The organism is Pseudomonas sp. NBRC 111124 (assembly GCF_001320245.1).
Lineage (GTDB): Bacteria > Pseudomonadota > Gammaproteobacteria > Pseudomonadales > Pseudomonadaceae > Aquipseudomonas.
The window spans coordinates 1-22,121 of the sequence record NZ_BCBA01000006.1 but is presented as its reverse complement, the minus strand read 5'-3'; the positions used below and the strand labels follow the sequence as shown (position 1 = coordinate 22,121).

Annotated in this window: 21 protein-coding genes; 12 read left to right on the top strand and 9 right to left on the bottom strand. The window is 63.3% G+C overall.

What is annotated here, in order from left to right; translation table 11 throughout:
- Positions 1-58: 58 nt before the first annotated feature.
- Positions 59-1,648: an ABC transporter substrate-binding protein gene (locus APH28_RS03635; protein WP_060507678.1), complete on the bottom strand. Its 1,590-nt coding sequence runs from the start codon at positions 1,646-1,648 to the stop codon at positions 59-61.
- Between the two features lie 361 nt (positions 1,649-2,009).
- On the opposite strand from APH28_RS03635, the gene rpmB reads away from it, so the two are divergent.
- Complete coding sequence (gene rpmB / locus APH28_RS03630; RefSeq protein WP_003253504.1) at positions 2,010-2,246, top strand: 50S ribosomal protein L28; 237 nt, start codon at positions 2,010-2,012, stop codon at positions 2,244-2,246.
- A gap of 11 nt (positions 2,247-2,257) precedes the next feature.
- Positions 2,258-2,413, top strand: coding sequence for a 50S ribosomal protein L33 (gene rpmG, locus APH28_RS03625; protein WP_003253507.1), 156 nt, complete (start codon positions 2,258-2,260; stop codon positions 2,411-2,413).
- A gap of 64 nt (positions 2,414-2,477) precedes the next feature.
- Here rpmG and APH28_RS03620 read toward each other — a convergent pair whose 3' ends face one another.
- Together APH28_RS03620 and APH28_RS03615 are read right to left on the bottom strand one after the other, a co-directional pair.
- On the bottom strand, positions 2,478-2,681 hold the full coding sequence (locus tag APH28_RS03620; RefSeq protein ID WP_060507677.1) for a hypothetical protein: 204 nt from the start codon (positions 2,679-2,681) through the stop codon (positions 2,478-2,480).
- An 83-nt stretch (positions 2,682-2,764) separates the two neighbouring features.
- Entirely contained in the window at positions 2,765-3,124 is a 360-nt protein-coding gene (locus tag APH28_RS03615) for a cupin domain-containing protein (RefSeq protein WP_060507676.1), read from the bottom strand.
- Between the two features lie 196 nt (positions 3,125-3,320).
- On the opposite strand from APH28_RS03615, the gene APH28_RS03610 reads away from it, so the two are divergent.
- Positions 3,321-4,814 carry an aldehyde dehydrogenase gene (locus tag APH28_RS03610; RefSeq protein WP_060507675.1) on the top strand — a complete coding sequence of 498 codons (1,494 nt, stop codon included), beginning with the start codon at positions 3,321-3,323 and terminating at the stop codon, positions 4,812-4,814.
- 99 nt (positions 4,815-4,913) lie between these two features.
- Complete coding sequence (locus APH28_RS03605; RefSeq protein WP_060507674.1) at positions 4,914-6,053, top strand: MFS transporter; 1,140 nt, start codon at positions 4,914-4,916, stop codon at positions 6,051-6,053.
- A 2-nt stretch (positions 6,054-6,055) separates the two neighbouring features.
- On the opposite strand, the gene APH28_RS03600 is transcribed toward APH28_RS03605, so the two are convergent.
- Complete coding sequence (locus APH28_RS03600) at positions 6,056-7,612, bottom strand: phospholipase D family protein (RefSeq protein ID WP_060507673.1); 1,557 nt, start codon at positions 7,610-7,612, stop codon at positions 6,056-6,058.
- A 59-nt stretch (positions 7,613-7,671) separates the two neighbouring features.
- The gene (locus APH28_RS03595) at positions 7,672-9,102 is read right to left on the bottom strand and encodes a PLP-dependent aminotransferase family protein (RefSeq protein WP_060507672.1); all 1,431 of its coding nucleotides are present in this window, start codon (positions 9,100-9,102) and stop codon (positions 7,672-7,674) included.
- A gap of 179 nt (positions 9,103-9,281) precedes the next feature.
- Between APH28_RS03595 and APH28_RS03590 the strand changes: the two genes are divergently transcribed.
- Entirely contained in the window at positions 9,282-9,512 is a 231-nt protein-coding gene (locus APH28_RS03590) for a DUF1127 domain-containing protein (RefSeq protein WP_060507671.1), read from the top strand.
- Between the two features lie 12 nt (positions 9,513-9,524).
- Here the strand turns inward: APH28_RS03590 and APH28_RS03585 are convergent, their stop codons facing one another.
- The gene (locus tag APH28_RS03585) at positions 9,525-10,817 is read right to left on the bottom strand and encodes an FAD-binding oxidoreductase (RefSeq protein WP_060507670.1); all 1,293 of its coding nucleotides are present in this window, start codon (positions 10,815-10,817) and stop codon (positions 9,525-9,527) included.
- A 103-nt stretch (positions 10,818-10,920) separates the two neighbouring features.
- On the opposite strand from APH28_RS03585, the gene APH28_RS03580 reads away from it, so the two are divergent.
- Entirely contained in the window at positions 10,921-11,274 is a 354-nt protein-coding gene (locus tag APH28_RS03580) for a YkgJ family cysteine cluster protein (RefSeq protein ID WP_060507669.1), read from the top strand.
- A gap of 2 nt (positions 11,275-11,276) precedes the next feature.
- Here the strand turns inward: APH28_RS03580 and dadR are convergent, their stop codons facing one another.
- The gene (dadR, locus tag APH28_RS03575; protein ID WP_003258963.1) at positions 11,277-11,765 is read right to left on the bottom strand and encodes a transcriptional regulator DadR; all 489 of its coding nucleotides are present in this window, start codon (positions 11,763-11,765) and stop codon (positions 11,277-11,279) included.
- Positions 11,766-11,918: 153 nt separating this feature from the next.
- On the opposite strand from dadR, the gene dadA reads away from it, so the two are divergent.
- From dadA to APH28_RS03550, 5 genes are all read left to right on the top strand, one after another.
- Positions 11,919-13,223: a D-amino acid dehydrogenase gene (dadA, locus tag APH28_RS03570; protein WP_060507668.1), complete on the top strand. Its 1,305-nt coding sequence runs from the start codon at positions 11,919-11,921 to the stop codon at positions 13,221-13,223.
- A 143-nt stretch (positions 13,224-13,366) separates the two neighbouring features.
- Entirely contained in the window at positions 13,367-14,440 is a 1,074-nt protein-coding gene (gene alr / locus APH28_RS03565; protein ID WP_060507667.1) for an alanine racemase, read from the top strand.
- Between the two features lie 110 nt (positions 14,441-14,550).
- Positions 14,551-15,099 (top strand): cupin domain-containing protein, encoded by a 549-nt coding sequence (locus APH28_RS03560; protein WP_060507666.1) that lies wholly within the window; start codon positions 14,551-14,553, stop codon positions 15,097-15,099.
- A gap of 136 nt (positions 15,100-15,235) precedes the next feature.
- Positions 15,236-15,658 carry a cytochrome c5 family protein gene (locus APH28_RS03555; protein ID WP_177334216.1) on the top strand — a complete coding sequence of 141 codons (423 nt, stop codon included), beginning with the start codon at positions 15,236-15,238 and terminating at the stop codon, positions 15,656-15,658.
- Between the two features lie 119 nt (positions 15,659-15,777).
- On the top strand, positions 15,778-17,637 hold the full coding sequence (locus tag APH28_RS03550; RefSeq protein ID WP_060507665.1) for an acetyl-CoA hydrolase/transferase C-terminal domain-containing protein: 1,860 nt from the start codon (positions 15,778-15,780) through the stop codon (positions 17,635-17,637).
- 94 nt (positions 17,638-17,731) lie between these two features.
- On the opposite strand, the gene APH28_RS03545 is transcribed toward APH28_RS03550, so the two are convergent.
- Both APH28_RS03545 and rep read right to left on the bottom strand, forming a co-directional pair.
- Complete coding sequence (locus tag APH28_RS03545) at positions 17,732-18,304, bottom strand: xanthine phosphoribosyltransferase (RefSeq protein WP_003253535.1); 573 nt, start codon at positions 18,302-18,304, stop codon at positions 17,732-17,734.
- Between the two features lie 64 nt (positions 18,305-18,368).
- On the bottom strand, positions 18,369-20,378 hold the full coding sequence (gene rep / locus APH28_RS03540; RefSeq protein ID WP_060507664.1) for a DNA helicase Rep: 2,010 nt from the start codon (positions 20,376-20,378) through the stop codon (positions 18,369-18,371).
- 299 nt (positions 20,379-20,677) lie between these two features.
- Here rep and APH28_RS03535 point away from each other — a divergent pair.
- Positions 20,678-22,121, top strand: a 1,444-nt coding sequence (locus APH28_RS03535) for a bifunctional diguanylate cyclase/phosphodiesterase (protein WP_060507679.1), incomplete at its 3' end; no start/stop codon positions are given.

The window sequence follows — 22,121 nt, the reverse complement described above, 5'->3', positions numbered from 1 at the left end:
CGCGGGCGGCGCTCGATCTCACAGGCGCTGAAAACCTCAAGGCATGCACCCCAAAACCTCAACGAGCCGACGACACCTTGCTGAAATCCAACCGCCCAAACGGACTCACCTGATACCCCTCGACCCCTTGGCGCAGCAGCGTCGCCGCCGTCGGATGCGCCAGCGGCACCCACAGCGCCTGCTGCTGGATCAGGGTCTGCGCCTGCTGGTACAGCCGGCTGCGCACGCTCTGGTCGTTGGTGGTGCGTCCGGCGCTGATCAGCTGGTCCAGGCGGTTGTCGCAGAACCGGGCGAAGTTGGTTCCCGACTCCACCGCCGCGCAGGAAAACTGCGGGCTCAGGAAGTTGTCCGGGTCGCCGTTGTCGCCGGCCCAGCCCATGAACAGCAAGTCATGCTCGCCGGCCTTGGCGCGTCGGATCAGCTCGCCCCACTCGATCACGCGGATCTCGGCCTTGATGCCGATTTTCGCCAGGTCCGCCTGGAGCATCTGTGCCCCCAGGCTCGGGTTGGGGTTGAGCAGGCTGCCCGACGGGCGGGTCCAGAGGGTTGTGCTGAAGCCATCGGCCAGGCCGGCCTTGGCCAATAGCGCCTTGGCCTTGGTCAGGTCCAGCGGGTAGCCTGGCAGGTCCTTGGCGTAGCTCCAGGTGTTGGGCGGGTAGGGGCCGTTGGCGGCGGTGGCGGTGTCTTCGAATACCGCCTTGAGGTAGGCCTGTTTGTCGAAGGCCAGGTTGATCGCCTGGCGCACTTCAGGCTTGTCCAGCGGTGGGTGTTCGCTGTTGATGGCGACGAAGGCCGTCATGAACGCCGGGGTGGTGGCGACCTTGAGGTTGCCGTCCTTGCCGGCTTCGGCGATGTCCACCGGTTTGGGCGACAGGGCTACCTGGCATTCGTTGCGCTTGAGCTTCTGCAAGCGAACGTTGGCGTCGGTGGTGATGGCGAAGATCAGCGGGTCGACTGCCGGCTTGCCGTCGAAGTAATCCGGGTTGGCGCGGTAACGCACCACGGCGTCTTTCTGGAAACGCTGGAACACGAACGGACCGGTGCCGATCGGTTGGCTGTTGAGTTTTTCCGGGCTGCCTTCCTTGAGCAGCTTGTCGGCGTATTCGGCCGAATAGATCGAGGCGAAGCCCATGCTCAGGGTGGCCAGGAACGTGGCGTCGGCGTGGGTCAGGGTGAAGCGCACGGTGTTTGGCTCGGGGGCTTCGATTGTCTTGATGAGGCTACCCAGTTGCAGCGACTGGGCGTGCGGGTAGCCGCCTGGCGCGGTCTTGTGCCAAGCGTGGGCGGGGTAGAGCATGCGCTGGAAACTGAACAGCACGTCGTCGGCATTCAGCTCACGGGTCGGCTTGAAGTACGGCGTGGTGTGGAACTTGACGCCATCGCGCAGCTTGAAATCGTAGGTCAGGCCATCGGCTGACACCGTCCAGCTCTGCGCCAGGCTCGGGACTACCTTGCCCTGGGCTGCGTCGAACTCGACCAGGCGGTTCATCAGCACGTCGGCCGAAGCGTTGGTGGTGGTCAGGGAGTTGTACTGGACAACGTCGAAGCCTTCGGGGCTGGCTTCGGTGCAGACACTCAACGGGGCGGCCTGGGCAACGCCTGCGGCAAGCAGGGAGGTGAACAATAAGGAAAGGGCGGCAGCACGCATGGTGGCTCCTTGGCTGGTCAATGGCCCATCTGCCGGCGCAGTCTGGAAACGTCCTACCCTAGTGCGCGAAAAAGGAAATGACCACCTTCTTTTTCAGGTGCTTGGCGACGAGCGGTCGACAGCGTGGCGAGCGAGTCGTTATGCTGCTCGCGCACGATTCGTGGCAGCAGAATGCTCATCTACTGTTGTTGCGACGTAGTCTTTCTGGTATAAAGCAGCGCTCTTTTCTAGGGGCTCGGCCTGTCGCATCAGCGGATCCGGTCGATAAGACCTCCAGAATCACGGCGCCTGGCGCCAAAGACTGAGAGATTAAGCGGCCAACCCATGCCGGGTTGGGCATGTGGTTTTAGAGGGCTGAGTCATGTCGAGAGTCTGTCAAGTTACTGGTAAGGGTCCAGTAACCGGGAACAACATTTCCCACGCAAACAACAAAACCCGTCGTCGTTTCCTGCCAAACCTGCAGCACCACCGTTTCTGGGTTGAATCCGAGAAGCGTTTCGTGCGTCTGCGCGTATCCGCCAAAGGCATGCGTATCATCGACAAGCGCGGCATCGACGCCGTTCTGGTTGACATCCGTAAAGCTGGCGCCAAGGTTTAAGGGAGAGCATCATGCGTGAATTGATCCGTCTGGTTTCGAGTGCCGGTACCGGCCACTTCTACACCACCGACAAGAACAAGCGCACCACTCCGGACAAAATCGAGATCAAGAAATACGATCCGGTTGTTCGCAAGCACGTGGTGTACAAGGAAGCCAAGATCAAGTAATTGATCGGCGACCTAAAAAAACCCGCATCCGAAAGGACGCGGGTTTTTTTATGCTTGCGCAAGCTCAGTTGAAGCTGAAGCCCTGGATCAGCTGGTTGGCATCGGTGCGGATGTGAACCCGGTTGATGTCGTACTCGCGTGTGCTGATCTCGTTGGGGCCTACCACTCGTGGGCGGCCAGTGAGTTCGGTGATGGTGTCTTTCACCGAGGGTTCGTAGCGGGTGCCGATCAGGTGGGCGAGGGTTTGCAGCACTTGGTCATTGTTCATGGACAGCTTCCTTTTGCGTGAAGGTGGCCCGATGGGGGCGGGACCATCCTCACGCAGCCGTTCAAGCTACCAGCACTACATAGTTACTTCTGCTCGAACATCACATAGATCTTGCGGCACGGCTCCAGCACCTCCCAGGTGCCTTTGAAGCCGGCAGGAATGACAAACCGATCACCGGTACGCAGAGTTTTGGCGCCGCCATCCTGGTCGCGCAGCACCGAAACGCCCTGCACGATCTCGCAATATTCATGCTCGGTGTAGTTCACCGTCCATTGCCCGATCTCACCTTCCCAGACGCCCGCTGCGAACTGCCCGCATGGGCTGGAATAGTGGTTGTAGACAGCCTGGTCCGGCTCGCCCTTGAGGATTTTTTCCGCCGCTGGGCGGTAGCGTTCGGCCTCGGTGAGAACCTGGGCGAAGTCGATGATGCTGGCGATGCTCATGGTGCGGCTCCTGTTGTTGTTTAATAAAATGCACATCAGTAGGCATTTAGGCCGTTCGTGTCAAATATATTGATACTTTACCCCGCCTGGTTTAGGGTATCGCTTGCCAGTGTGCGCTCGTCGCCCGGCCAGAATTCTGACAACGCCAGTGAGTCCTCAGTGCGGCGTTGCACCTAAACAAGAGGAGGAGTTTCGTATGACCACCCTGACCCGTGCGGACTGGGAACAACGTGCCCAGCAACTGAAGATCGAAGGCCGCGCCTTCATCAACGGCGAATACACCGACGCCGCATCCGGTGAAACATTCGACTGCCTGAGCCCGGTCGACGGACGCTTCCTGGCCAAGGTTGCCAGCTGCGACCTGGCCGATGCCAACCGCGCCGTGGAAAACGCTCGTGCCACCTTCGATTCCGGCGTCTGGTCGCAACTGGCCCCGGCCAAGCGCAAGGCCAAGCTGATTCGCTTCGCTGACCTGCTGCGTAAAAACGTGGAAGAGCTGGCGCTGCTGGAAACCCTGGACATGGGCAAGCCGATCGGCGACTCCTCCAGCATCGATATCCCGGGCGCGGCACAAGCCATTCACTGGACCGCCGAAGCCATCGACAAGGTCTACGACGAAGTCGCCCCGACCCCACACGACCAGCTCGGCCTGGTCACCCGTGAGCCGGTTGGCGTGGTTGGCGCCATCGTACCGTGGAACTTCCCGCTGCTGATGGCCTGCTGGAAACTCGGCCCGGCCCTGGCCACCGGTAACTCGGTGGTGCTCAAGCCGTCGGAAAAATCCCCGTTGACCGCCATCCGTATCGCTCAGCTGGCGATCGAAGCCGGCATCCCGGCTGGCGTGCTGAACGTGTTGCCAGGCTACGGCCACACCGTGGGCAAAGCCCTGGCCCTGCATATGGACGTCGACACCCTGGTGTTCACCGGCTCCACCAAGATCGCCAAGCAGTTGATGGTCTATGCAGGCGAGTCGAACATGAAGCGCATCTGGCTGGAAGCCGGTGGCAAGAGCCCGAACATCGTCTTCGCCGACGCTCCGGACCTGCAAGCTGCTGCAGAAGCGGCCGCCAGCGCCATCGCCTTCAACCAGGGCGAAGTGTGCACCGCCGGTTCGCGTCTGCTGGTCGAGCGTTCGATCAAGGACAAGTTCCTGCCGATGGTGGTCGAGGCCCTCAAAGGCTGGAAGCCAGGCAATCCGCTGGACCCACAGACCACCGTCGGTGCTCTGGTCGATACCCAGCAGATGAACACCGTGCTGTCGTACATCGACGCCGGCCACAAGGACGGCGCCAAGCTGCTGGCCGGTGGCAAGCGCACCCTGGAAGAGACCGGTGGCACTTACGTTGAGCCGACCATCTTCGACGGCGTGACCAACGCCATGCGCATTGCCCAGGAAGAAATCTTCGGCCCAGTGCTGTCGGTGATCGCCTTCGACACCGCTGAAGAAGCCATTGCCATCGCCAACGACACCCCGTATGGCCTGGCAGCCGGCATCTGGACCTCGGACATCTCCAAGGCCCACAAGACTGCCCGTGCCGTGCGCGCTGGCAGCGTCTGGGTCAACCAGTACGACGGCGGCGACATGACCGCACCGTTCGGCGGCTTCAAGCAGTCGGGCAACGGCCGTGACAAGTCGCTGCACGCACTGGAGAAGTACACCGAGCTGAAAGCGACCTGGATCAAGCTGTAATCCAGAGGGCCGCCTAGCGGCCCGCCAATAGCCGGGGCGGCTCATACCGCCCCGGCTTCGTTGTTTCTGCCATTCAAGAATTCTGCCTGGGAGGCTGCAATGCGTTGGGGAACCTACTTTGCCGTGCTGGCGTCGGTGCTCAGTGTCGGGCTCGCGCTCGGTGTGAGCATGCCGCTGGTGTCCCTGCGCCTTGAGGCTTGGGGTTACGGAGGGTTCGCCATCGGTGTGATGGCGGCGATGCCGGCGCTGGGCGTGCTGCTCGGTGCCAGCCTGGCCAGCCGCCTGGCCGGCTGGGTCGGCGTACCCTCGGCGATGCGCCTGTGCCTGTGGGGTGGGGCGCTGTCCATTGGCCTGCTGGCGCTGCTGCCGAGCTACCCGCTGTGGCTGGCCCTGCGCTTGCTGATCGGCATGTCGCTGACCGTGGTCTTCATTCTCGGCGAAAGCTGGATCAACCAGTTGGTGGTCGAGCAATGGCGCGGCCGCCTGGTGGCGCTATACGGCAGCAGCTACGCCCTGAGTCAACTCGCTGGGCCACTGGTGCTCGGCTTCCTCGGTTCCGACGATGATTTCGGCTTCTGGGCTGCCACCGGCCTGCTCCTGCTAGCGCCGTTACTGTTGTTGGGCCGCGGTGGTGCGCCGAGCACCGAGGCCTGCAGCGTGACCTTTGGCGACCTGTTCGCCTTCTGCCGGCGCTTGCCGGTGATTGCCTGGGCTGTCGCCCTGTTTGCCGCCTTCGAAGCAATGATTCTGACCTTGTTGCCGGTGTATTGCCTGCAGCAGGGCTTCAGCACCGAGATTGCCCTGTTCATGGTCAGCACCGTAGTAGTGGGCGATGCAGTGTTGCAGTTGCCGATCGGCGCGCTGGCCGACCATATGTCACGGCAGTCGCTGTTCACCGGTTGTGCGGTGACGTTGATGATTTCCAGCCTGGCGATTCCGCTGCTGCTGGACACGCCGGTCATATGGCCGCTGTGGGTATTGTTCGGGGCCAGTGCTGGTGGCCTGTTCACCTTGTCACTGATCTTGATCGGCGAGCGCTACCGCGATGACGCGCTGGTGCGGGCCAATGCCCATGTGGCGCAGCTATGGGGCATTGGTTGTCTGCTCGGGCCGTTGCTGGCCGGGGCGGGGAGCCAGTGGGTCAGTGGCCACGCATTGTTGTGGCTGATGGCGGCGGGGGCGGCGGGGCTGGTGGTACTGACCCGCAGGCGCGGAGCGTTCGAGCCAGCCTCGGCCTGAGCCTACAACATCTTCTCCAGGCCTACGGCCTTGCTGATCCAGGCATTGAACCGCCGCCACATGCCTCCCGGCTCCGAGGTCAGCATGTGCCGTTGGCCATTGTCCTCGGTCGCCCAGACCAGTTTGTCACCCACCAGCTTCACCTGGTAACTCAGCGCAGGCGCCATACCCTGCTGGGCCAGCTCGCGCGTGTATTCGGCCAGCTCCGGGCTGTCCACCAGCACACCGACCTCGGTGTTCCACAGCACCGAGCGGGGGTCGAAGTTGAACGAGCCGATAAAGGTCTTGCGCCGGTCGAACACGATGGCCTTGGTGTGCAGACTCGAGTCCGAGCTGCTGCCGTAGAAGCTCAGGCGCGCGGGTGTCGGTTCACCCGGCTGGCGACGCAGTTCGAACAGTTGCACACCGTGCTCGAGCAGCGCGCGGCGATAGGGCGCATAGCCGCCATGCACCGCCGGCACATCGGTGGCTTCCAGCGAGTTGGTCAGCAACTTCACCGACGTTCCGGCGTCGGCCCGGCCGGTCAGGTACAGTAAGCCCGGCTCGCCCGGCACGAAATACGCCGACATCAGGATCAGCTCGCGGTGCACGCTAGCCAAGTCCGGTGCCAGTTGCTGGCTCAGCAGCAATTGCGGGTCCGGCACATCATCTGCCAGTACCTTGCTCGGCGCATCCCACAGCGCCTGGGCGTGGGCCCAGATCAGCTCGTTGCGCCAGACACCCAGGCGCGGCTGCGACTGATAGGACATGAGCCGGTCGTACAACGCCTTGCGCTGCACCCGCGCTTGGGCCAGGGACACTTCCAGGCGCTGGCGGCTGGCGCGCAGGTCGTCGGCATCCGGCGCCTGCCAGAGGAAGTCGGTGATCGGCCGGCTCAGGGCGCTGTTCCAGTACTGGTCGAAGCTGTGTCCCAATTGCTCGGCCACCGGGCCGACGCCGAGCAGGTCGATGTCGGTGAAGTTGAGGTTGGGCTCGGCATCGAAGTACTCGTCACCCAGGTTGCGCCCGCCGACGATGGCCATGCTGTTGTCCACCAGGAACAGCTTGTTGTGCATGCGCCGGTGCTGGCGGGACAGGTTGAACAGGCGGCCTACGGCGCGCGTCACGCCGGTGCTGCGCCCTAGGTGCAACGGGTTGAACACGCGGATCTGAATGTTCGGGTGGGCATCGAGGGTGCCCATGATGGTATCCAGGCCATCGCTGGTGGTGTCGTCGAGCAGGATGCGCACGCGCACGCCGCGGTCGGCGGCACGCAGCAGTTCGTGCACCAGGGCGCGTGTGCTCAAGCCGTCGTGGACAATGTAGTACTGCAGGTCGATGCTCGCTTGGGCGTTGCGAATCAGCTCGGCACGGGCACGGAAAGCCTCGTTGCTGTTGGGCAGCAGGCGAAAGCCCGAGCGCCCCTCATAGGGCGCGGCCTGGCGCAGCACCGAGCGGCCGAAGGCAGACTCGCTGGCTGGCAACGCCTGGCTGGTTTCACGGGGCGTGCCGACGCTGGCGCAGCCATTGAGGCCGAGCAGCAGCACCAGCAGCAAAGACAAGGCTCGCTGGAGTCTCAAGGGTGGATCGTCCTGTACGGCAAAGCGCTAAGGGGTTGGATGTGCAAGGCGGCGAAAAGTTACGCCTCGGCGTGGTCTTCTTCCAGTAGACGAAGGGCGGTTTCACCCACCTTGCGCACGGCCGCTTCGATCTGCGGCGTTGGTCGCGCGGCAAAATTCATGCGCAGGCAATGGCGGAACTTGCCCGAGGCCGAGAAAATGCTGCCCACGGCAATCTGCACGCCCTGCTCCAGTAAAGCGCGGTTCAGCCGCAGCGTATCGAAATGTTCAGGCAATTCCACCCACAGCATGAAGCCGCCCTGGGGTCGGCTGACCCGGGTGCCGGATGGGAAGTAGCGGGTCACCCAGTCGCTCATCAGGTCGCGGCCACGCTGGTACTGGCTGCGCATGCGCCGCACATGCGGCTGGTAGTGGCCGGCAGCGATGAAGTCGGCGATGGCCAACTGCGGCTGGCTGGCGGTGCTGCCGGTGCTGATGTACTTCATGTGCAGCACCCGCTCCAGGTAGCGGCCGGGGGCGACCCAGCCGATGCGCAGGCCGGGGGCGAGGGTCTTGGAGAACGAACTGCACAGCAGCACGCGGCCGTCGTCGTCGAACGACTTGAGCGTGCGCGGGCGTGGGTAGGTGTAGGCCAGGTCGCCATACACGTCGTCTTCGAGGATCGCCACATCGTAGCGCTGGGCCAGGCTCAGCAGGGCTTTCTTGCGGGCCTCGGGCATGATGTAGCCGAGCGGATTGTTGCAGCTCGGGGTGATCTGGATGAGCTTGATCGGCCACTGCTCGAGCGCCAGTTCCAGGGCTTCGAGGCTGATACCGGTGACCGGGTCGGTGGGGATTTCCAGGGCCTTCATACCCAGGCCCTTGAGAGTCTGCATGGCGCCGTGGAAGCTCGGCGAATCGACCGCGACGATATCGCCCGGCTCGCACACTGCGCGGATGCTGCATGACAGCGCCTCGTGGCAGCCGGTGGTCACCACCAGGTCGGCCGGGCCCAGGCGGCAGCCGGAATCGAGCATCAGGCGGGCGATCTGCTCGCGCAGGGCCAGGTTACCGTGGATGTTGTCGTAGTACAGGCCCGGCATGTCCTGGCGCCGGCTCAACTGGGCAAGGCTGCGCAGCAGCGGCTTGAGGGTCGGGCTGTCGATGTCCGGCATGCCCCGGCCGAGCTGGATCACGTCCTGACGAGGGGTGCTGCGCACCAGTTCGAGCACCTGCTCCCACTGCGAGATGTCCACCGGGCGTTGGGCCGGGCGGCTGACTGCGGGCAGGGCCGGGAGGTGGCGATGGTCACTGACGAAGTAGCCGGACTTGGGCCGTGGCAAGACCATGCCGCTGTCTTCGAGCATGCGGTAGGCCTGCTGCACGGTGCTCAGGCTGACACCGTGCTCCACGCTGAGCGCACGCACCGATGGCAGGCGCTGGCCGGGACGGTAGAGGCCCTGTTCGATGCGCGCACCGAGCAATTCGGCGAGGTTCAGGTAGAGGGTCAAGGCATACTCCTACGCTTCTTGTAGGAAGCGACCAGTACAGTTGCGTGGAAAATACAGCATTCAGGCGTCAGACGACCAATGCTGTATGGGAATAATAAGCCTGTATTGGATCTGTATTGCCAGGGGTGCCGACGCGCATGCTTTCTCCACGGTTACACACTGAATGGGAGAAAGCAGCGATGGGTGGCATGAGCGATGTGCGCTTGCAACTGTTGGCCAAGGAACTGGACGCCGGGCAGCAGACCAAGGTTTTCAACGCACCGGCAGGGCTCGGGCGTTGGGGGCTGATGCTGCATCGCTGGCACACCCGCCGGGCCCTGCTGCAGCTGGATGATGACCAGCTGCGGGATATCGGGCTGAGCTGGGAGCAGGCACGTACCGAGGGGCGCAAACCCTTCTGGAAGGACTAGATATCCAGGGCCTCAGACCAACTCTTTGAGCCGGTGCCAGAGCATTCCCAACGCCAGGATTGGCGAGCGCAGGTGCTTGCCGCCAGGGAAGGTGATGTGTGGCACCTTGGCGAACAAGTCGAACCGCCCGCTCTGCTGGCCGCTGATCGCCTCACCCAGCAGGCGCGCGGCCAGGTGGGTGGCGTTGAGGCCATGGCCCGAGTACGCCTGGGCGTAATAGACATTCGGCTGGCTGGCCAGGCGGCCGACCTGTGGCAGGCGGTTGGCGCCGATGCCGATCATGCCGCCCCATTGATAATCGATGCGCACATCCGCCAGCTGCGGGAACACCTTGAGCATCTTCGGCCGCATGTAGGCCGCGATGTCCTTCGGGTCGCGCCCGGAATAGTGACAGGCACCACCGAACAGCAGACGGCGGTCGGCCGACAAGCGATAGTAGTCCAGCGCTACGCGTTGGTCACACACGGCCATGTTCTGCGGCAGCAGCTGATGGGCGCGTTCTTCGCTGAGCGGCTCGGTGGCAATGATGTAGCTGCCGGCTGGCAGCACCTTGCCGCCCAGTTCTCGGTTTAGGTCGTTATGGTAGGCGTTGCAGCACAGTACCAAGGTCTTGGCGCGCACCCGGCCCTGGGCGGTGTGCACCTGCACTTCAGGGCCGTAGTCGATGCGCGTGACCTCGGACTGCTCGAACAGCTCCACGCCCAGGCGGCTGGCCAAGGCGGCTTCACCCAGGGCCAGGTTGAGCGGGTGCAGGTGGCCCGAGCCCATGTCGATCAGGCCGCCGACATAGCTGTCGGAGCCCACCACGCTGTGCATGTCGTCCTTGCCGACCAGGCGCAGTTCGTGGCGGTAGCCCAGGCTGCGCAGTTCTTCGGCGTCCTCGGCAAAAGCCTTCAGCTCGTCGGGTTTGTTGGCCAGGTCGCAGTAGCCCCAGGTCAGGTCGCAGGCGATGGCGTGGCGCTCGACCCGCTCGCGGACGATCTCCACGGCTTCCAGGCCCATGAGCCTCAGGCTGCGTACGCCGTCCTCGCCTAGCACCGGGAGGAACTGCTCCAGGCCGTGGCCGACGCCGCGAATCAGTTGGCCACCGTTGCGCCCGCTGGCGCCCCAGCCGAGCTTGCGCGCTTCCAGAAGGATCACCGAGAAGCCGCGTTCGGCCAGTTCGATAGCGGTGTTCAGGCCCGAGTAGCCGCCGCCGACGATGCACACGTCGGCGCTATGTTCGCCTTGCAGGAAGGAATGGTCCGGGTGGGGCGCGCTGCTGGCGGCGTAGTAGGAGGCGGCGTGCTGCGCGCTGTGGATCATGAGTGGTGTCCTGTTGCGGTTTCGGTTGTAGGAGGATAAGCCGTGGCTATGCAATTGGCCCTATAATTCAAACCTGATTTCACTCTCAGTCTTTTACCCAGCCATGTCCTGCAACCGCCACAAGATCCACTTCCTGCGCGAGCTCATTCCGTCCTTCGAATGCGAGCCCGGCTGCCACGACTGCTGCGGCCCGGTCACCACCTCGTCCGAAGAGATGGCGCGCCTGCCACGCAAGACCCAGGCCGAACAGGAAGCTGCGCTGGAGCATTTGAACTGCGTGCACCTGGGCCCCAACGGCTGCACCGTCTATGAAGAACGGCCGATGATCTGCCGCCTGTTCGGCACCACGCCGCGCATGGCCTGCCCGCGCGGGCGAGGCCCGGAGCCGATGATCGAGCCCGAGGCCGAGCAACTGGTGCACCAGTTCATCGCCAGTACCCGCCAGGTGCTGGTCTAGCGTCAGTCCGGGATCGGCAGGCAGAGGCTCTCTTTCACTTCTTCCATCACGATGTAGCTCTTCGACTCGCGCACATGCGGCAGCTTCAGCAGGATGTCGCCGAGTAGCTTGCGGTACGAAGCCATTTCCGAAATGCGCGCTTTCACCAGGTAGTCGAAGTCGCCGGATACTAGATGGCACTCCAGCACATGGGGCAGCTTGAGCACCGCGCGGCGGAACTCCTCGAAAGTGTCGCCGGACTTGTAGTCCAGGCTGATTTCCACGAACACCAGCAGGCTGCCCTTGAGGTGCTGCGGATTGAGCCGGGCGTTGTAGCCCATGATGATGCCCTCGCGCTCCAGGCGGCGTACGCGCTCGGTGCAAGGGGTGGTGGACAGCCCAACTTTCTCGCCCAGTTCGGTGAAGGAAATACGCCCGTCATTCTGCAGGATCCGCAGGATGTTACGGTCGATCTTGTCCAGTTCACGCTTGCTCTGGTGCTGGGTTCTCATAGGGGATGCCCCTCCGTGAAAGGCGATTTTGCCGAGAATTCTCGCCAATAATAGGCTTTTATATAGTGAATTGCACTGGGCTCAGATTCTTATACTGCGCGCATCCATGCCATATCAACAAAATAGCGGTGCGCCGCGTGCGAGGGATGAACGATGCGAGTATTGGTACTTGGTAGCGGTGTGATCGGTACCGCCAGTGCCTATTATCTGGCCCGGCAAGGCTTCGAGGTGACCGTGGTCGACCGCCAGCCGGCAGTGGCCCTGGAAACCAGCTTTGCCAACGCAGGCCAGATCTCGCCCGGCTATGCCTCGCCCTGGGCTGCCCCAGGTGTGCCGCTGAAAGCCATCAAATGGCTGCTGGAGCGCCATGCGCCCCTGGCCATCAAGCTAACCGGTGATGTCGACCAGTACCTGTGGATGGCACAGATGCTGCGTAACTGCACCGCCAGCCGCTACGCGGTGAACAAGGAGCGCATGGTGCGTCTGTCCGAGTACAGCCGCGACTGCCTTGACGAACTGCGTGCCGAAACCGGTATTGCCTACGAGAACCGTAGCCTGGGTACTACCCAGCTGTTCCGCACCCAGGCCCAGGTAGACGCCGCGGCCAAAGACATCGCCGTGCTCGAACAGTCCGGCGTGCCGTACGAGCTGCTCGACCGCGATGGCATCGCCCGTGTCGAGCCGGCCCTGGCCGGGGTGAAAGACATTCTCGCCGGCGCTCTGCGTCTGCCCAACGACCAGACTGGCGACTGCCAGCTGTTCACCACCAAGCTCGCCGAAATGGCCGTAAATCTGGGTGTGGAGTTCCGCTTCGGTCAGGACATCCAGCGCCTGGACTTCGCCGGCGACCGCATCAACGGCGTGTGGATCGATGGCAAGCTGGAAACGGCCGACCGCTACGTGCTGGCCCTGGGCAGCTACTCGCCGCAGATGCTCAAGCCGTTGGGTATCAAGGCCCCGGTGTATCCGCTGAAGGGTTACTCGCTGACCGTGCCGATCACTGATGCTGACATGGCGCCGAGCTCGACCATTCTCGACGAGACCTACAAGGTCGCGATCACCCGTTTCGACAACCGCATCCGCGTGGGCGGCATGGCTGAAATCGCCGGTTTTGACCTGTCGCTGAACCCGCGTCGACGCGAAACGCTGGAGATGATCGTCAACGACCTTTATCCTCGCGGCGGCGACCTGAGCCAGGCCAGCTTCTGGACCGGCCTGCGCCCGGCGACCCCGGACGGTACGCCGATCGTGGGTGCCACCGCGTTCCGCAACCTGTTCCTCAATACCGGTCACGGTACGTTGGGCTGGACCATGGCGTGCGGTTCCGGCCGGCTGCTGGCTGACCTGATTGCGCGCAAGAAGCCGCAGATCAGTGCCGAAGGCCTGGACATCTCCCGGTATGGCAACAGCCCGGAAGTGGCCAAGCATGGCCAGACTGCGCCGGCTCACCAGCAGTAATAGTCTGTGCCGGCCCTTTCGCGGGCTCGCCCGCTCCCACAGGTGCTCCACAGGTTTTGAAAACTGTGCAGTACCTGTGGGAGCGGGCGAGCCCGCGAAGAACCCAACACCGATTTCAACCTGAATACCATAAGGCAGCCGCCATGCGTCCCGCCCGCGCCCTGATCGACCTGCAAGCTCTCCGCCACAACTATCGCCTGGCCCGTGAACTGTCCGGTGCCAAGGCCCTCGCCGTGGTCAAGGCCGACGCCTATGGCCACGGTGCCGTGCGTTGCGCACTGGCCCTGGAGCCCGAAGCCGACGGCTTTGCCGTGGCCTGCATCGAGGAAGCGCTGGAGCTGCGAGCTGCTGGCATCAAGGCACCTGTGCTGCTGCTTGAAGGTTTTTTCGAAGCCAGCGAACTGGCGCTGATCGCTGAGCATGATTTGTGGTGCGTGGTGCATTCGCTGTGGCAGCTCGAAGCCATCGAGCAGACCCAGGTGCACAAGCCACTGACCCTCTGGCTAAAGCTCGACAGCGGCATGCACCGCGTCGGCCTGCACCCCAAGGACTACCACGAGGCTTACCAGCGCCTGCTGGCCAGCGGCAAGGTTTCGCGCATCGTGCTGATGAGCCACTTCGCACGCGCCGATGAGCCGGAGGCCGACGCCACCGAGCAACAGATCGCCGTGTTCAACGCCGCTCGCGAAGGCCTTGCTGCCGAATGCAGCCTGCGCAACTCGCCCGGTGTGCTGGCCTGGCCGCAGGCCCCGAGCGATTGGGTGCGCCCAGGCATCATGCTGTATGGCGCCAGCCCTTTCGAAGCCGACCAGCCCCAGGCTGCGCGCCTGCAGCCGGTGATGACCCTGCAATCGCGGGTCATCAGCGTACGCGAGCTGCCCATTGGCGAGCCGGTTGGCTACGGCGCCAAGTTCGTCAGCCCGCGGCCGACCCGCGTTGGCGTCGTCGCCATGGGCTACGCCGACGGCTACCCGCGCCACGCGCCCACCGGCACGCCGGTCATGGTCGCCGGCAAGCGCAGCCAGCTGATTGGCCGCGTGTCGATGGACATGCTTTGCATCGACCTCACCGACGTGCCCGAGGCCAACGTCGGCAGCCCGGTCGAGCTGTGGGGCAAGCAGGTGCTGGCCAGTGATGTCGCGATGCAGGCCGGGAGCATTCCCTACCAGATTTTCTGCAACCTGAAACGCGTGCCGCTGGACTACTACGGCGAATAAGGCGCCGAAGCGGACAGCGTGAGGGGCGGTGTGTTGTAAATACTGAACGGCATTGCCATGATATCGTTCACATTCACCCCGCCATCTCACCGTTTCAGGAGGCGCAAGCTTTGGACGTCGGCGAACGACTGCAAGCCATCCGCAAGCTTAAGGGCCTGTCCCAGCGGGAACTCGCCAAGCGCGCGGGGGTGACCAACAGCACCATCTCGATGATCGAGAAGAACAGCGTGAGCCCCTCGATCAGTTCGCTGCGCAAGGTACTCAGCGGCATCCCCATGTCGATGGTCGAATTCTTTTCGGTCGAGCTTGAGACCGAAAGCCCGACACAGATCGTCTACAAGGCCAATGAGCTGATCGACATCTCCGACGGTGCGGTGACCATGAAGCTGGTCGGCAAGTCGCACCCTAACCGCGCCATCGCCTTCCTCACCGAGGTCTACCCGCCGGGCGCCGATACCGGTGCAGAGATGCTCACCCACGACGGTGAAGAAACCGGCATTCTGCTCGAAGGCAAGCTCGAGCTGGTGGTGGGCAACGAGATCTTCATTCTCGAAGCGGGCGACAGCTACTACTTCGAAAGCACCCGCCCGCACCGTTTCCGCAACCCGTTCGACGCGCCTGCGCGGCTGATCAGCGCGGCTACCCCTTCGAACTTTTGATCCAGCGCAGTGCATTGCTTCGGCAATACCCCTTTCCTGAGTAGGGTCGTTTCACGGTTTCCGGGTTCCCGCTATACTTTTCAGCGCTCGCATTACCGTGGCCGCGGGCGTGATTAGCCACCATGAGGGTGTTCGCGTGAACCAAATCAAGAAGATGCTGGCCGTACCAGCAGCCGTACTCGCCCTTTGGGCATTGAGCGCAACCGCAGCGACCAACGACGAGCTCGCCAAACGCCTTGAGCCAGTCGGCCAGGTGTGTGTGCAGGGCCAGGAATGCAAGGGCATGGAAGTGGCTACAGCCGCAGGGGGCGGCGGTGCCAAGACGCCGGATGAAGTGATTGCCAAGCACTGCAACGCCTGCCACGGCACTGGGTTGTTGAACGCACCGAAGATTGGCGACGGCGCTGCGTGGAAAAAACGCGCTGATGAGCAGGGTGGGGTGGACGGGCTGTTGGCCAAGGCCATTACGGGTATCAACGCCATGCCGCCGAAGGGCACCTGCGCGGACTGCTCGGATGATGACCTGAAAGGGGCCATCAAGAAGATGTCCGGGCTTTGAGCCACAGATGAATTGCACAAGGCCCGCCCTTTCTGGCGGGCTTTGTTTTTTGGGCGAGCAACCAACGTGCTCGAGCTCATGTCCAACCCCTGACCCAATGGATGATTCAGGAGGCCCCGATGCACCTCTGCTCCATCGACCACGCTGTCGAGCAGGTCCTGTCCCGGTTGCCAGCCCACATCCACATGGGCCTGCCGCTGGGCCTGGGCAAACCCAATGCCTTCGTCAACGCATTGTACGCCCGGGTCCGCGAGCTGCCGGAGCGACGGTTGACGATATACACCGCGCTCTCGCTTGGCCGGCCACCTTTGGGCGAAGGCCTGCAACGGCGCTTCCTCGAACCCTTCGTAGAGCGCGTGTTCGCCGATTACGAAGAACTCACTTACCTCGCCGACCTGCGCAACGACAGCCTGCCGCCGAACATCCGCGTCGAGCAGTTCTTCATGCAGCCCGGTAGCTTGCTGCACAGCGAAGCCGCGCAGCAGGACTACATCAGCAGCAACTACAGCCACGCCGCGCGCGACATCAACGCCAAGGGCCTGAACCTGGTTGCCCAGCTGGTCGCCGCCACGCCGGAGAAGCCCGTCCACCTGAGCCTGGCCTGCAACCCCGACATCACCCTCGACCTGCAGCCGATGATCGCCAAGCGGCGTGCGGCAGGGGAGACCATCCTCATGCTCGGCCAGGTTCACAGTGAGTTGCCTTACATGCCGGGCGATGCGGAGTTGCCGATCGATGCGTTCGACCTGTTGATCGACGAAGCGGAGCAGCGCCGGCTGTTTTCTACCCCGAACATGCCGGTCACTACCCAGGACCACTGCATCGGTTTGCACGCCAGCTCGCTGGTGCGTGACGGCGGTACCCTGCAGATCGGCATCGGTGCCATGGGCGATGCGCTGGCGGCGGCGTTGCTGGCGCGTCAGGGCGACAACCAAGGTTACCGCGCCTTGCTCGATGAACTGGACGTTGGCCCCTGGCAGGCGCTAATCGAGCAAGAAGGGGGGCTGGAGGCCTTTGCGCAAGGCTTGTATGGCTGCAGCGAGATGTTCGTCAATGGCCTGCTCGCGCTGGCTGAGGCGGGCGTGGTGCGGCGCCCGGCGGACGAGCAGGGCGTGCTGGTGCATGGTGGGTTCTTCCTGGGTCCGCAGGCGTTTTACCAGCGCTTGCGCGAGATGCCGCTGGAGCAGCGCGCCCGTTTCGTCATGACCCGAATCAGCTTCATCAACGAACTGTACGGCCAGGAAGCGCTCAAGCGCCGCCAGCGCCGCGATGCGCGCTTCGTCAACACCGTGTTCGGCATGACCCTGCTCGGCGCCGGGGTGGCCGACCAGCTGGAGGACGGGCGGGTGCTCAGCGGGGTAGGTGGGCAGTACAACTTTGTTGCCCAGGGCCATGCGCTGGAGGGCGGGCGCTCGATTCTGCTGCTGCGCAGCTGGCGTGAGTCGGGTGGTGAGGTGAGCTCCAACCTGCTCTGGAACTATGGCCACTGCACCATTCCCCGGCACTTGCGCGATATTGTGGTGACCGAGTACGGCATCGCCGACCTGCGCGGGCAGACCGACAGCGAAGTGATTGCGCGATTGCTGGCGGTGAGCGATTCACGGTTTCAGGACGAGCTGATGGCGCAGGCCAAGGGGGCAGGCAAGCTGGCCAAGGACTTCAAGCTGGATGCGCGGTTTACGGACAATACGCCTGAGCGGCTGGAAGCCATCAAGGCACGCCATGGGCGGTTGTTCCCGGAGTATCCGCTGGGCACCGATTTTACGGCTGAAGAACGGGATCTGTTGCGCGCGCTGAACTGGTTGAAGAGCAAGTTCAAGCTGAGTGAAGTGCTGGAGCTGGGCAAGGCAGCGCTGGAGGCGCCGGGGCCGGAGGGGTATGAGGCGCACCTGGCGCGGATGCAGCTGGATCGGCCGCAGGGGTTGAAGGAAGAGCTGTATCAGCGGTTGCTGCTGGCGGGGCTGGCTGCGACCCGGTAAGTTGAGGTGAGGCCATTCGCGGGACAAGCCCGCTCCTACAGGGGATTGTGATCTCTTGTAGGAGCGGGCTTGACCCGCGAAGCAGGCGCCGCAGTTACTCGATGAAGCTGACCACACCACCTTCCAGCGACTTCACCCGGGCCAGCGACTCGACGCGGTAGCCCTGGCTGTCCAGCTCGGCACGGCCGCCCTGGAAAGACTTCTCGATGACGATGCCCAGGCCGGCAACGGTGGCACCGGCCTGCTTGATGATCGAGATCAGCGCCTGCGACGCCTTGCCGTTGGCCAGGAAGTCGTCGATCACCAGCACGCGGTCGCTGCTGTTGAGGTGGCGCGGCGAGATGGCCACGGTGTTCTCGGTCTGCTTGGTGAAGGAGTACACCGAGGCGGTCAGCAGGTTCTCGGTCAGGGTCAGCGACTGGTGCTTGCGCGCGAAGATCACCGGGACGCCCAGCTTAAGGCCGGTCATCACCGCCGGGGCGATGCCCGAGGCTTCGATGGTGACGATCTTGGTCACGCCGGCATCGGCAAACAGGCGGGCGAACTCGTCACCGATCAGCTGCATCAGCGCCGGGTCGATCTGGTGGTTGAGAAACGCGTCGACTTTGAGAACCTGGTCGGAAAGCACGATGCCTTCTTCGCGAATCTTCTGATGCAGTGCTTCCACTATGTTTTCCTCGATGTAGCAAAGGTGGCCGCAAATAGCGGCAAAGTTAAAGAATAAAGGTCTATCAGCGTTTGAGCATTGCCCGGATGTCGGCCAGGGCGTTGTTGCCGCGTGCGGCCTTCACCTCGACCGGAGCGTCGTCCAGGCCTTCCCAGGCCAGGTCGTCTGGTGGCAGTTCGTCGAGGAACCGGCTGGGCGTGCAGTCGATGATCTCGCCGTACTGCTTGCGCTTGGCGGCGAAGGTGAAGGCCAGGGTCTGGCGCGCGCGGGTAATGCCCACGTAGGCCAGGCGGCGTTCCTCTTCGATGGTGTCGGCCTCGATGCTGGAGCGGTGGGGGAGGATCTCCTCCTCCATGCCCATGATGAACACGTAAGGGAATTCCAGGCCCTTGGAGGCGTGCAGGGTCATCATCTGCACACCTTCGGCGTTTTCTTCCTCTTCCTGCTGGCGCTCGAGCATGTCGCGCAGCACCAGCTTGCCGATGGCGTCCTCGATGGTCATGTCACCCTCTTCGTCCTTCTCGAGGGTATTCTTCAGCGCTTCGACCAGGAACCAGACGTTGCTGATGCGAAACTCCGCCGCCTTGTCGCTGGCGGTCTGCTGGCGGATCCAGTTCTCGTAGTCGATGTCGCGGATCATCTCGTGCAGCGCGGCAATCGGGTCTTCCAGGGCGACCTTGTGGCGCACCCCGTCGAGCCAGTGCTTGAAGCGCTGCAGGCGCTCGGTGTAGCGAGCGTCCAGGTGTTCGCCCAGGCCCAGCTCTTCACTGGCGGCGTACATCGAGATGCCACGTTCGGTGGCGTAGTTGCCGAGCTTTTCCAGGGTGGTCGAGCCGATTTCCCGGCGCGGCACATTGATCACTCGCAGGTAGGCGTTGTCGTCGTCCGGGTTCACCAGCAGGCGCAGGTAGGCCATCAGGTCCTTGACCTCCTGGCGGCCGAAGAAGCTGTTGCCGCCCGACAGGCGATACGGCACCTGGTGGTGCTGCAGCTTCAGTTCGATCAGCTTGGCCTGGTAGTTGCCGCGGTAGAGGATGGCGAAGTCGCTGTACGGGCGGTTGGTGCGCAGGTGCAGGGTGAGGATCTCCATGGCCACGCGTTCGGCCTCGGCTTCCTCGTTCTTGCAGCGGATCACGCGGATCTCGTCGCCCACGCCCATTTCGCTCCACAGCTGCTTTTCGAAGGCGTGCGGGTTGTTGGCGATCAGCACGTTGGCGCAGCGCAGGATGCGGCTGGTAGAGCGGTAGTTCTGTTCGAGCATGACGATCTTCAGGGAGGGGTAGTCCTCCTTGAGCAACATCAGGTTCTCGGGGCGCGCGCCACGCCAGGCGTAGATCGACTGGTCGTCATCGCCCACCACGGTGAACTGGTTGCGCATGCCGATCAGCATCTTCACCAGCAGGTACTGGCTGGCGTTGGTGTCCTGGTATTCGTCCACCAGCAGGTAGCGCACGCGGTTCTGCCAGCGCTCGAGCACTTCGGGGTGCTCCTGGAACAGCTTGACCGGTTGCAGGATCAGGTCGTCGAAGTCCACTGCGTTGAACGCCTTGAGCGTGCGCTGGTAGTGGGTGTAGACGATGGCGGCGGTCTGTTCGCGCGGGTTGCGCGCCTTTTCCAAGGCTTCGGCGGGGAGCACCAGGTCGTTCTTCCAGGCACCGATCATGTTCTTGATCTCGTCGATGCCGTCGTCGCCGGAGTATTCCTTCTGCATGATGTCCGACAGCAACGCCTTGATGTCCGACTCGTCGAAGATCGAGAAGCCAGGCTTGTAGCCCAGGTGCTCGTGCTCCTTGCGGATGATGTTCAGGCCCAGGTTGTGGAAGGTACACACCGTCAGGCCCCGGCCTTCCCCCGGACGCAGCAGGGTGGCGACCCGCTCTTTCATCTCGCGGGCGGCCTTGTTGGTGAAGGTCATCGCCACGATGTACTGGGCACGGATGCCGCAGTTCTGGATGAGGTGGGCAATCTTGCGCGTGATCACGCTGGTCTTGCCCGAGCCAGCACCGGCGAGCACCAATAGAGGGCCGCCGACGTAGTCACGGGCTTCCTGTTGCCGGGGATTGAGTCGGGACATGCTAGAAACCGGGGGTCGCCAGAAAATAGCCGCGCATTCTAACAGGCATGGGCCACTTGTGGCGCGACCGTCTGACGTTTGGGTCAGACTTTTGTTGGCGGATAAGCATTAGTGAAACTAATGCTATTCACCGGAAAAATCGTAATTGCCGGTTTGACGACTTTCCCGCAGGATGCACGTCAAAATGCGACGGGAGGCACTGTAGGCAAAGGACATGTCTAAAAGTGAAAATCATTTTCATTTATGCAGTAGCATGTCCGACATCCAACGCAACACCTTTCGAGCCTTAAGGAGCCCGCTTGTCCACGCCTGTCGAACCTTTGCGTTTGCTGCTGTTGGCTGATGAGCCGGAATGGGCCGCCTTATTACGCGAATGCCTGCTACCGCTGGGCGGCACCGCCGTATTGCTGACGGCGCCGAACTGGGCGGCGGTCGATACCCTGTTCAGCCATGACCGCCAGGCCGTGGTGCTGGCCACGCCAGCGTTGCAGCCCGCGCCCGGGCGCTGCGAATTGCCGACCATCCTCTTGCTCGACCATGAACCCGACACGTCGCCGACCGGCGTCAGTGACTGGCTGGTACGCGACCACCTTAATGTCGATGCCCTGCGCCGCTCACTGCGCCATGTGCGCGAGCGCGGTGTGCTGGTGGCCACTTTGCAGCGCCTGGCCGAGCAGGACCCGCTGACCGGCATCGCCAACCGTCAAGGCTTCCAGGCCCTGCTGACCACGCGCCTGGCAGATAACGAAGGTCGCGGTGTAGCCCTCGGTCATCTTGACCTGGACAACTTCCGCCACGTCAACGATGCGCTCGGTCATCAGTGCGGCGATCGCCTGATCTTGCAGGTGGTGGCACGCCTCAAGCAGCAGCTGGAGGCCGGTGACCAGCTGGCGCGCCTGGGCAGCGACGAGTTCGCCCTGCTGATCGACACGCGCCGCGACGCCAACCGCGCCGAATGGATTGCCGAACGTATCGTCGAGGCCCTGGCCGAACCCTACTGGATCGACGGCGAAAGCCTGTTGCTTGGCTGTAGCCTGGGCCTTGCCCATGCCCGCGCCCAGGGCGGCGCCGACCCGCTGATGTGGCATGCGCACATCGCCATGCGCCAGGCCAAGGGTAGCCAAGGCTGCACCTTCCACGTGTTCAACGAACGCATCAACCGCAACGCGCGCAGCCTGGCCGACCTGGAAAGCGAGCTGCGCCGGGCGCTGCGCCGCGATGAACTGGAGCTGCACTACCAGCCGCGGCTGAACCTTGCCGATGGGCGCATCGTTGGCCTCGAAGCGCTGGTGCGCTGGCGCCATGCCGAGCGCGGCCTGCTGCCGCCCAGCGAGTTCGTGCCGCTGGCCGAACAGAGCGGGTTGATCGTGCCGTTGGGCTACTGGGTGATTTCCCGTGCCCTGCGCGACATGCAGGCATTGCGCGAGCGTGGGCTGGAACCGCTGCACATGGCGGTGAACCTGAGCTTCCGCCAGTTTCAGGACAGCCAGTTGCTGGCCACCCTGAGCCGGCTGATCATCGAGCATGGCGTGGATGCCCGCTGGCTGGAATTCGAGCTGACCGAAACGGCGGTGATGCGCCGCAACGAGCTGGTGCGCCAGACCATGGATGCCCTGGGTCGGCTGGGGGTGCGTTTCTCGCTGGATGACTTTGGTACCGGCTTCTCGTCCTTCGTGCACCTGAACAGCCTGCCGATCACCTTGCTCAAGGTCGACCGCAGCTTCGTTGCCGAGATGGAGATGC

What these genes read in the sequence shown, in the direction of transcription:
- APH28_RS03635 (WP_060507678.1), bottom strand. Translation starts at nt 1,648, where the DNA reads ATGCGTGCTGCCGCCCTTTCCTTATTGTTCACCTCCCTGCTTGCCGCA.
- rpmB (WP_003253504.1), top strand. Translation starts at nt 2,010, where the DNA reads ATGTCGAGAGTCTGTCAAGTTACTGGTAAGGGTCCAGTAACCGGGAAC.
- rpmG (WP_003253507.1), top strand. Translation starts at nt 2,258, where the DNA reads ATGCGTGAATTGATCCGTCTGGTTTCGAGTGCCGGTACCGGCCACTTC.
- APH28_RS03620 (WP_060507677.1), bottom strand. Translation starts at nt 2,681, where the DNA reads ATGAACAATGACCAAGTGCTGCAAACCCTCGCCCACCTGATCGGCACC.
- APH28_RS03615 (WP_060507676.1), bottom strand. Translation starts at nt 3,124, where the DNA reads ATGAGCATCGCCAGCATCATCGACTTCGCCCAGGTTCTCACCGAGGCC.
- APH28_RS03610 (WP_060507675.1), top strand. Translation starts at nt 3,321, where the DNA reads ATGACCACCCTGACCCGTGCGGACTGGGAACAACGTGCCCAGCAACTG.
- APH28_RS03605 (WP_060507674.1), top strand. Translation starts at nt 4,914, where the DNA reads ATGCGTTGGGGAACCTACTTTGCCGTGCTGGCGTCGGTGCTCAGTGTC.
- APH28_RS03590 (WP_060507671.1), top strand. Translation starts at nt 9,282, where the DNA reads ATGGGTGGCATGAGCGATGTGCGCTTGCAACTGTTGGCCAAGGAACTG.
- APH28_RS03585 (WP_060507670.1), bottom strand. Translation starts at nt 10,817, where the DNA reads ATGATCCACAGCGCGCAGCACGCCGCCTCCTACTACGCCGCCAGCAGC.
- APH28_RS03580 (WP_060507669.1), top strand. Translation starts at nt 10,921, where the DNA reads ATGTCCTGCAACCGCCACAAGATCCACTTCCTGCGCGAGCTCATTCCG.
- dadR (WP_003258963.1), bottom strand. Translation starts at nt 11,765, where the DNA reads ATGAGAACCCAGCACCAGAGCAAGCGTGAACTGGACAAGATCGACCGT.
- dadA (WP_060507668.1), top strand. Translation starts at nt 11,919, where the DNA reads ATGCGAGTATTGGTACTTGGTAGCGGTGTGATCGGTACCGCCAGTGCC.
- alr (WP_060507667.1), top strand. Translation starts at nt 13,367, where the DNA reads ATGCGTCCCGCCCGCGCCCTGATCGACCTGCAAGCTCTCCGCCACAAC.
- APH28_RS03550 (WP_060507665.1), top strand. Translation starts at nt 15,778, where the DNA reads ATGCACCTCTGCTCCATCGACCACGCTGTCGAGCAGGTCCTGTCCCGG.
- rep (WP_060507664.1), bottom strand. Translation starts at nt 20,378, where the DNA reads ATGTCCCGACTCAATCCCCGGCAACAGGAAGCCCGTGACTACGTCGGC.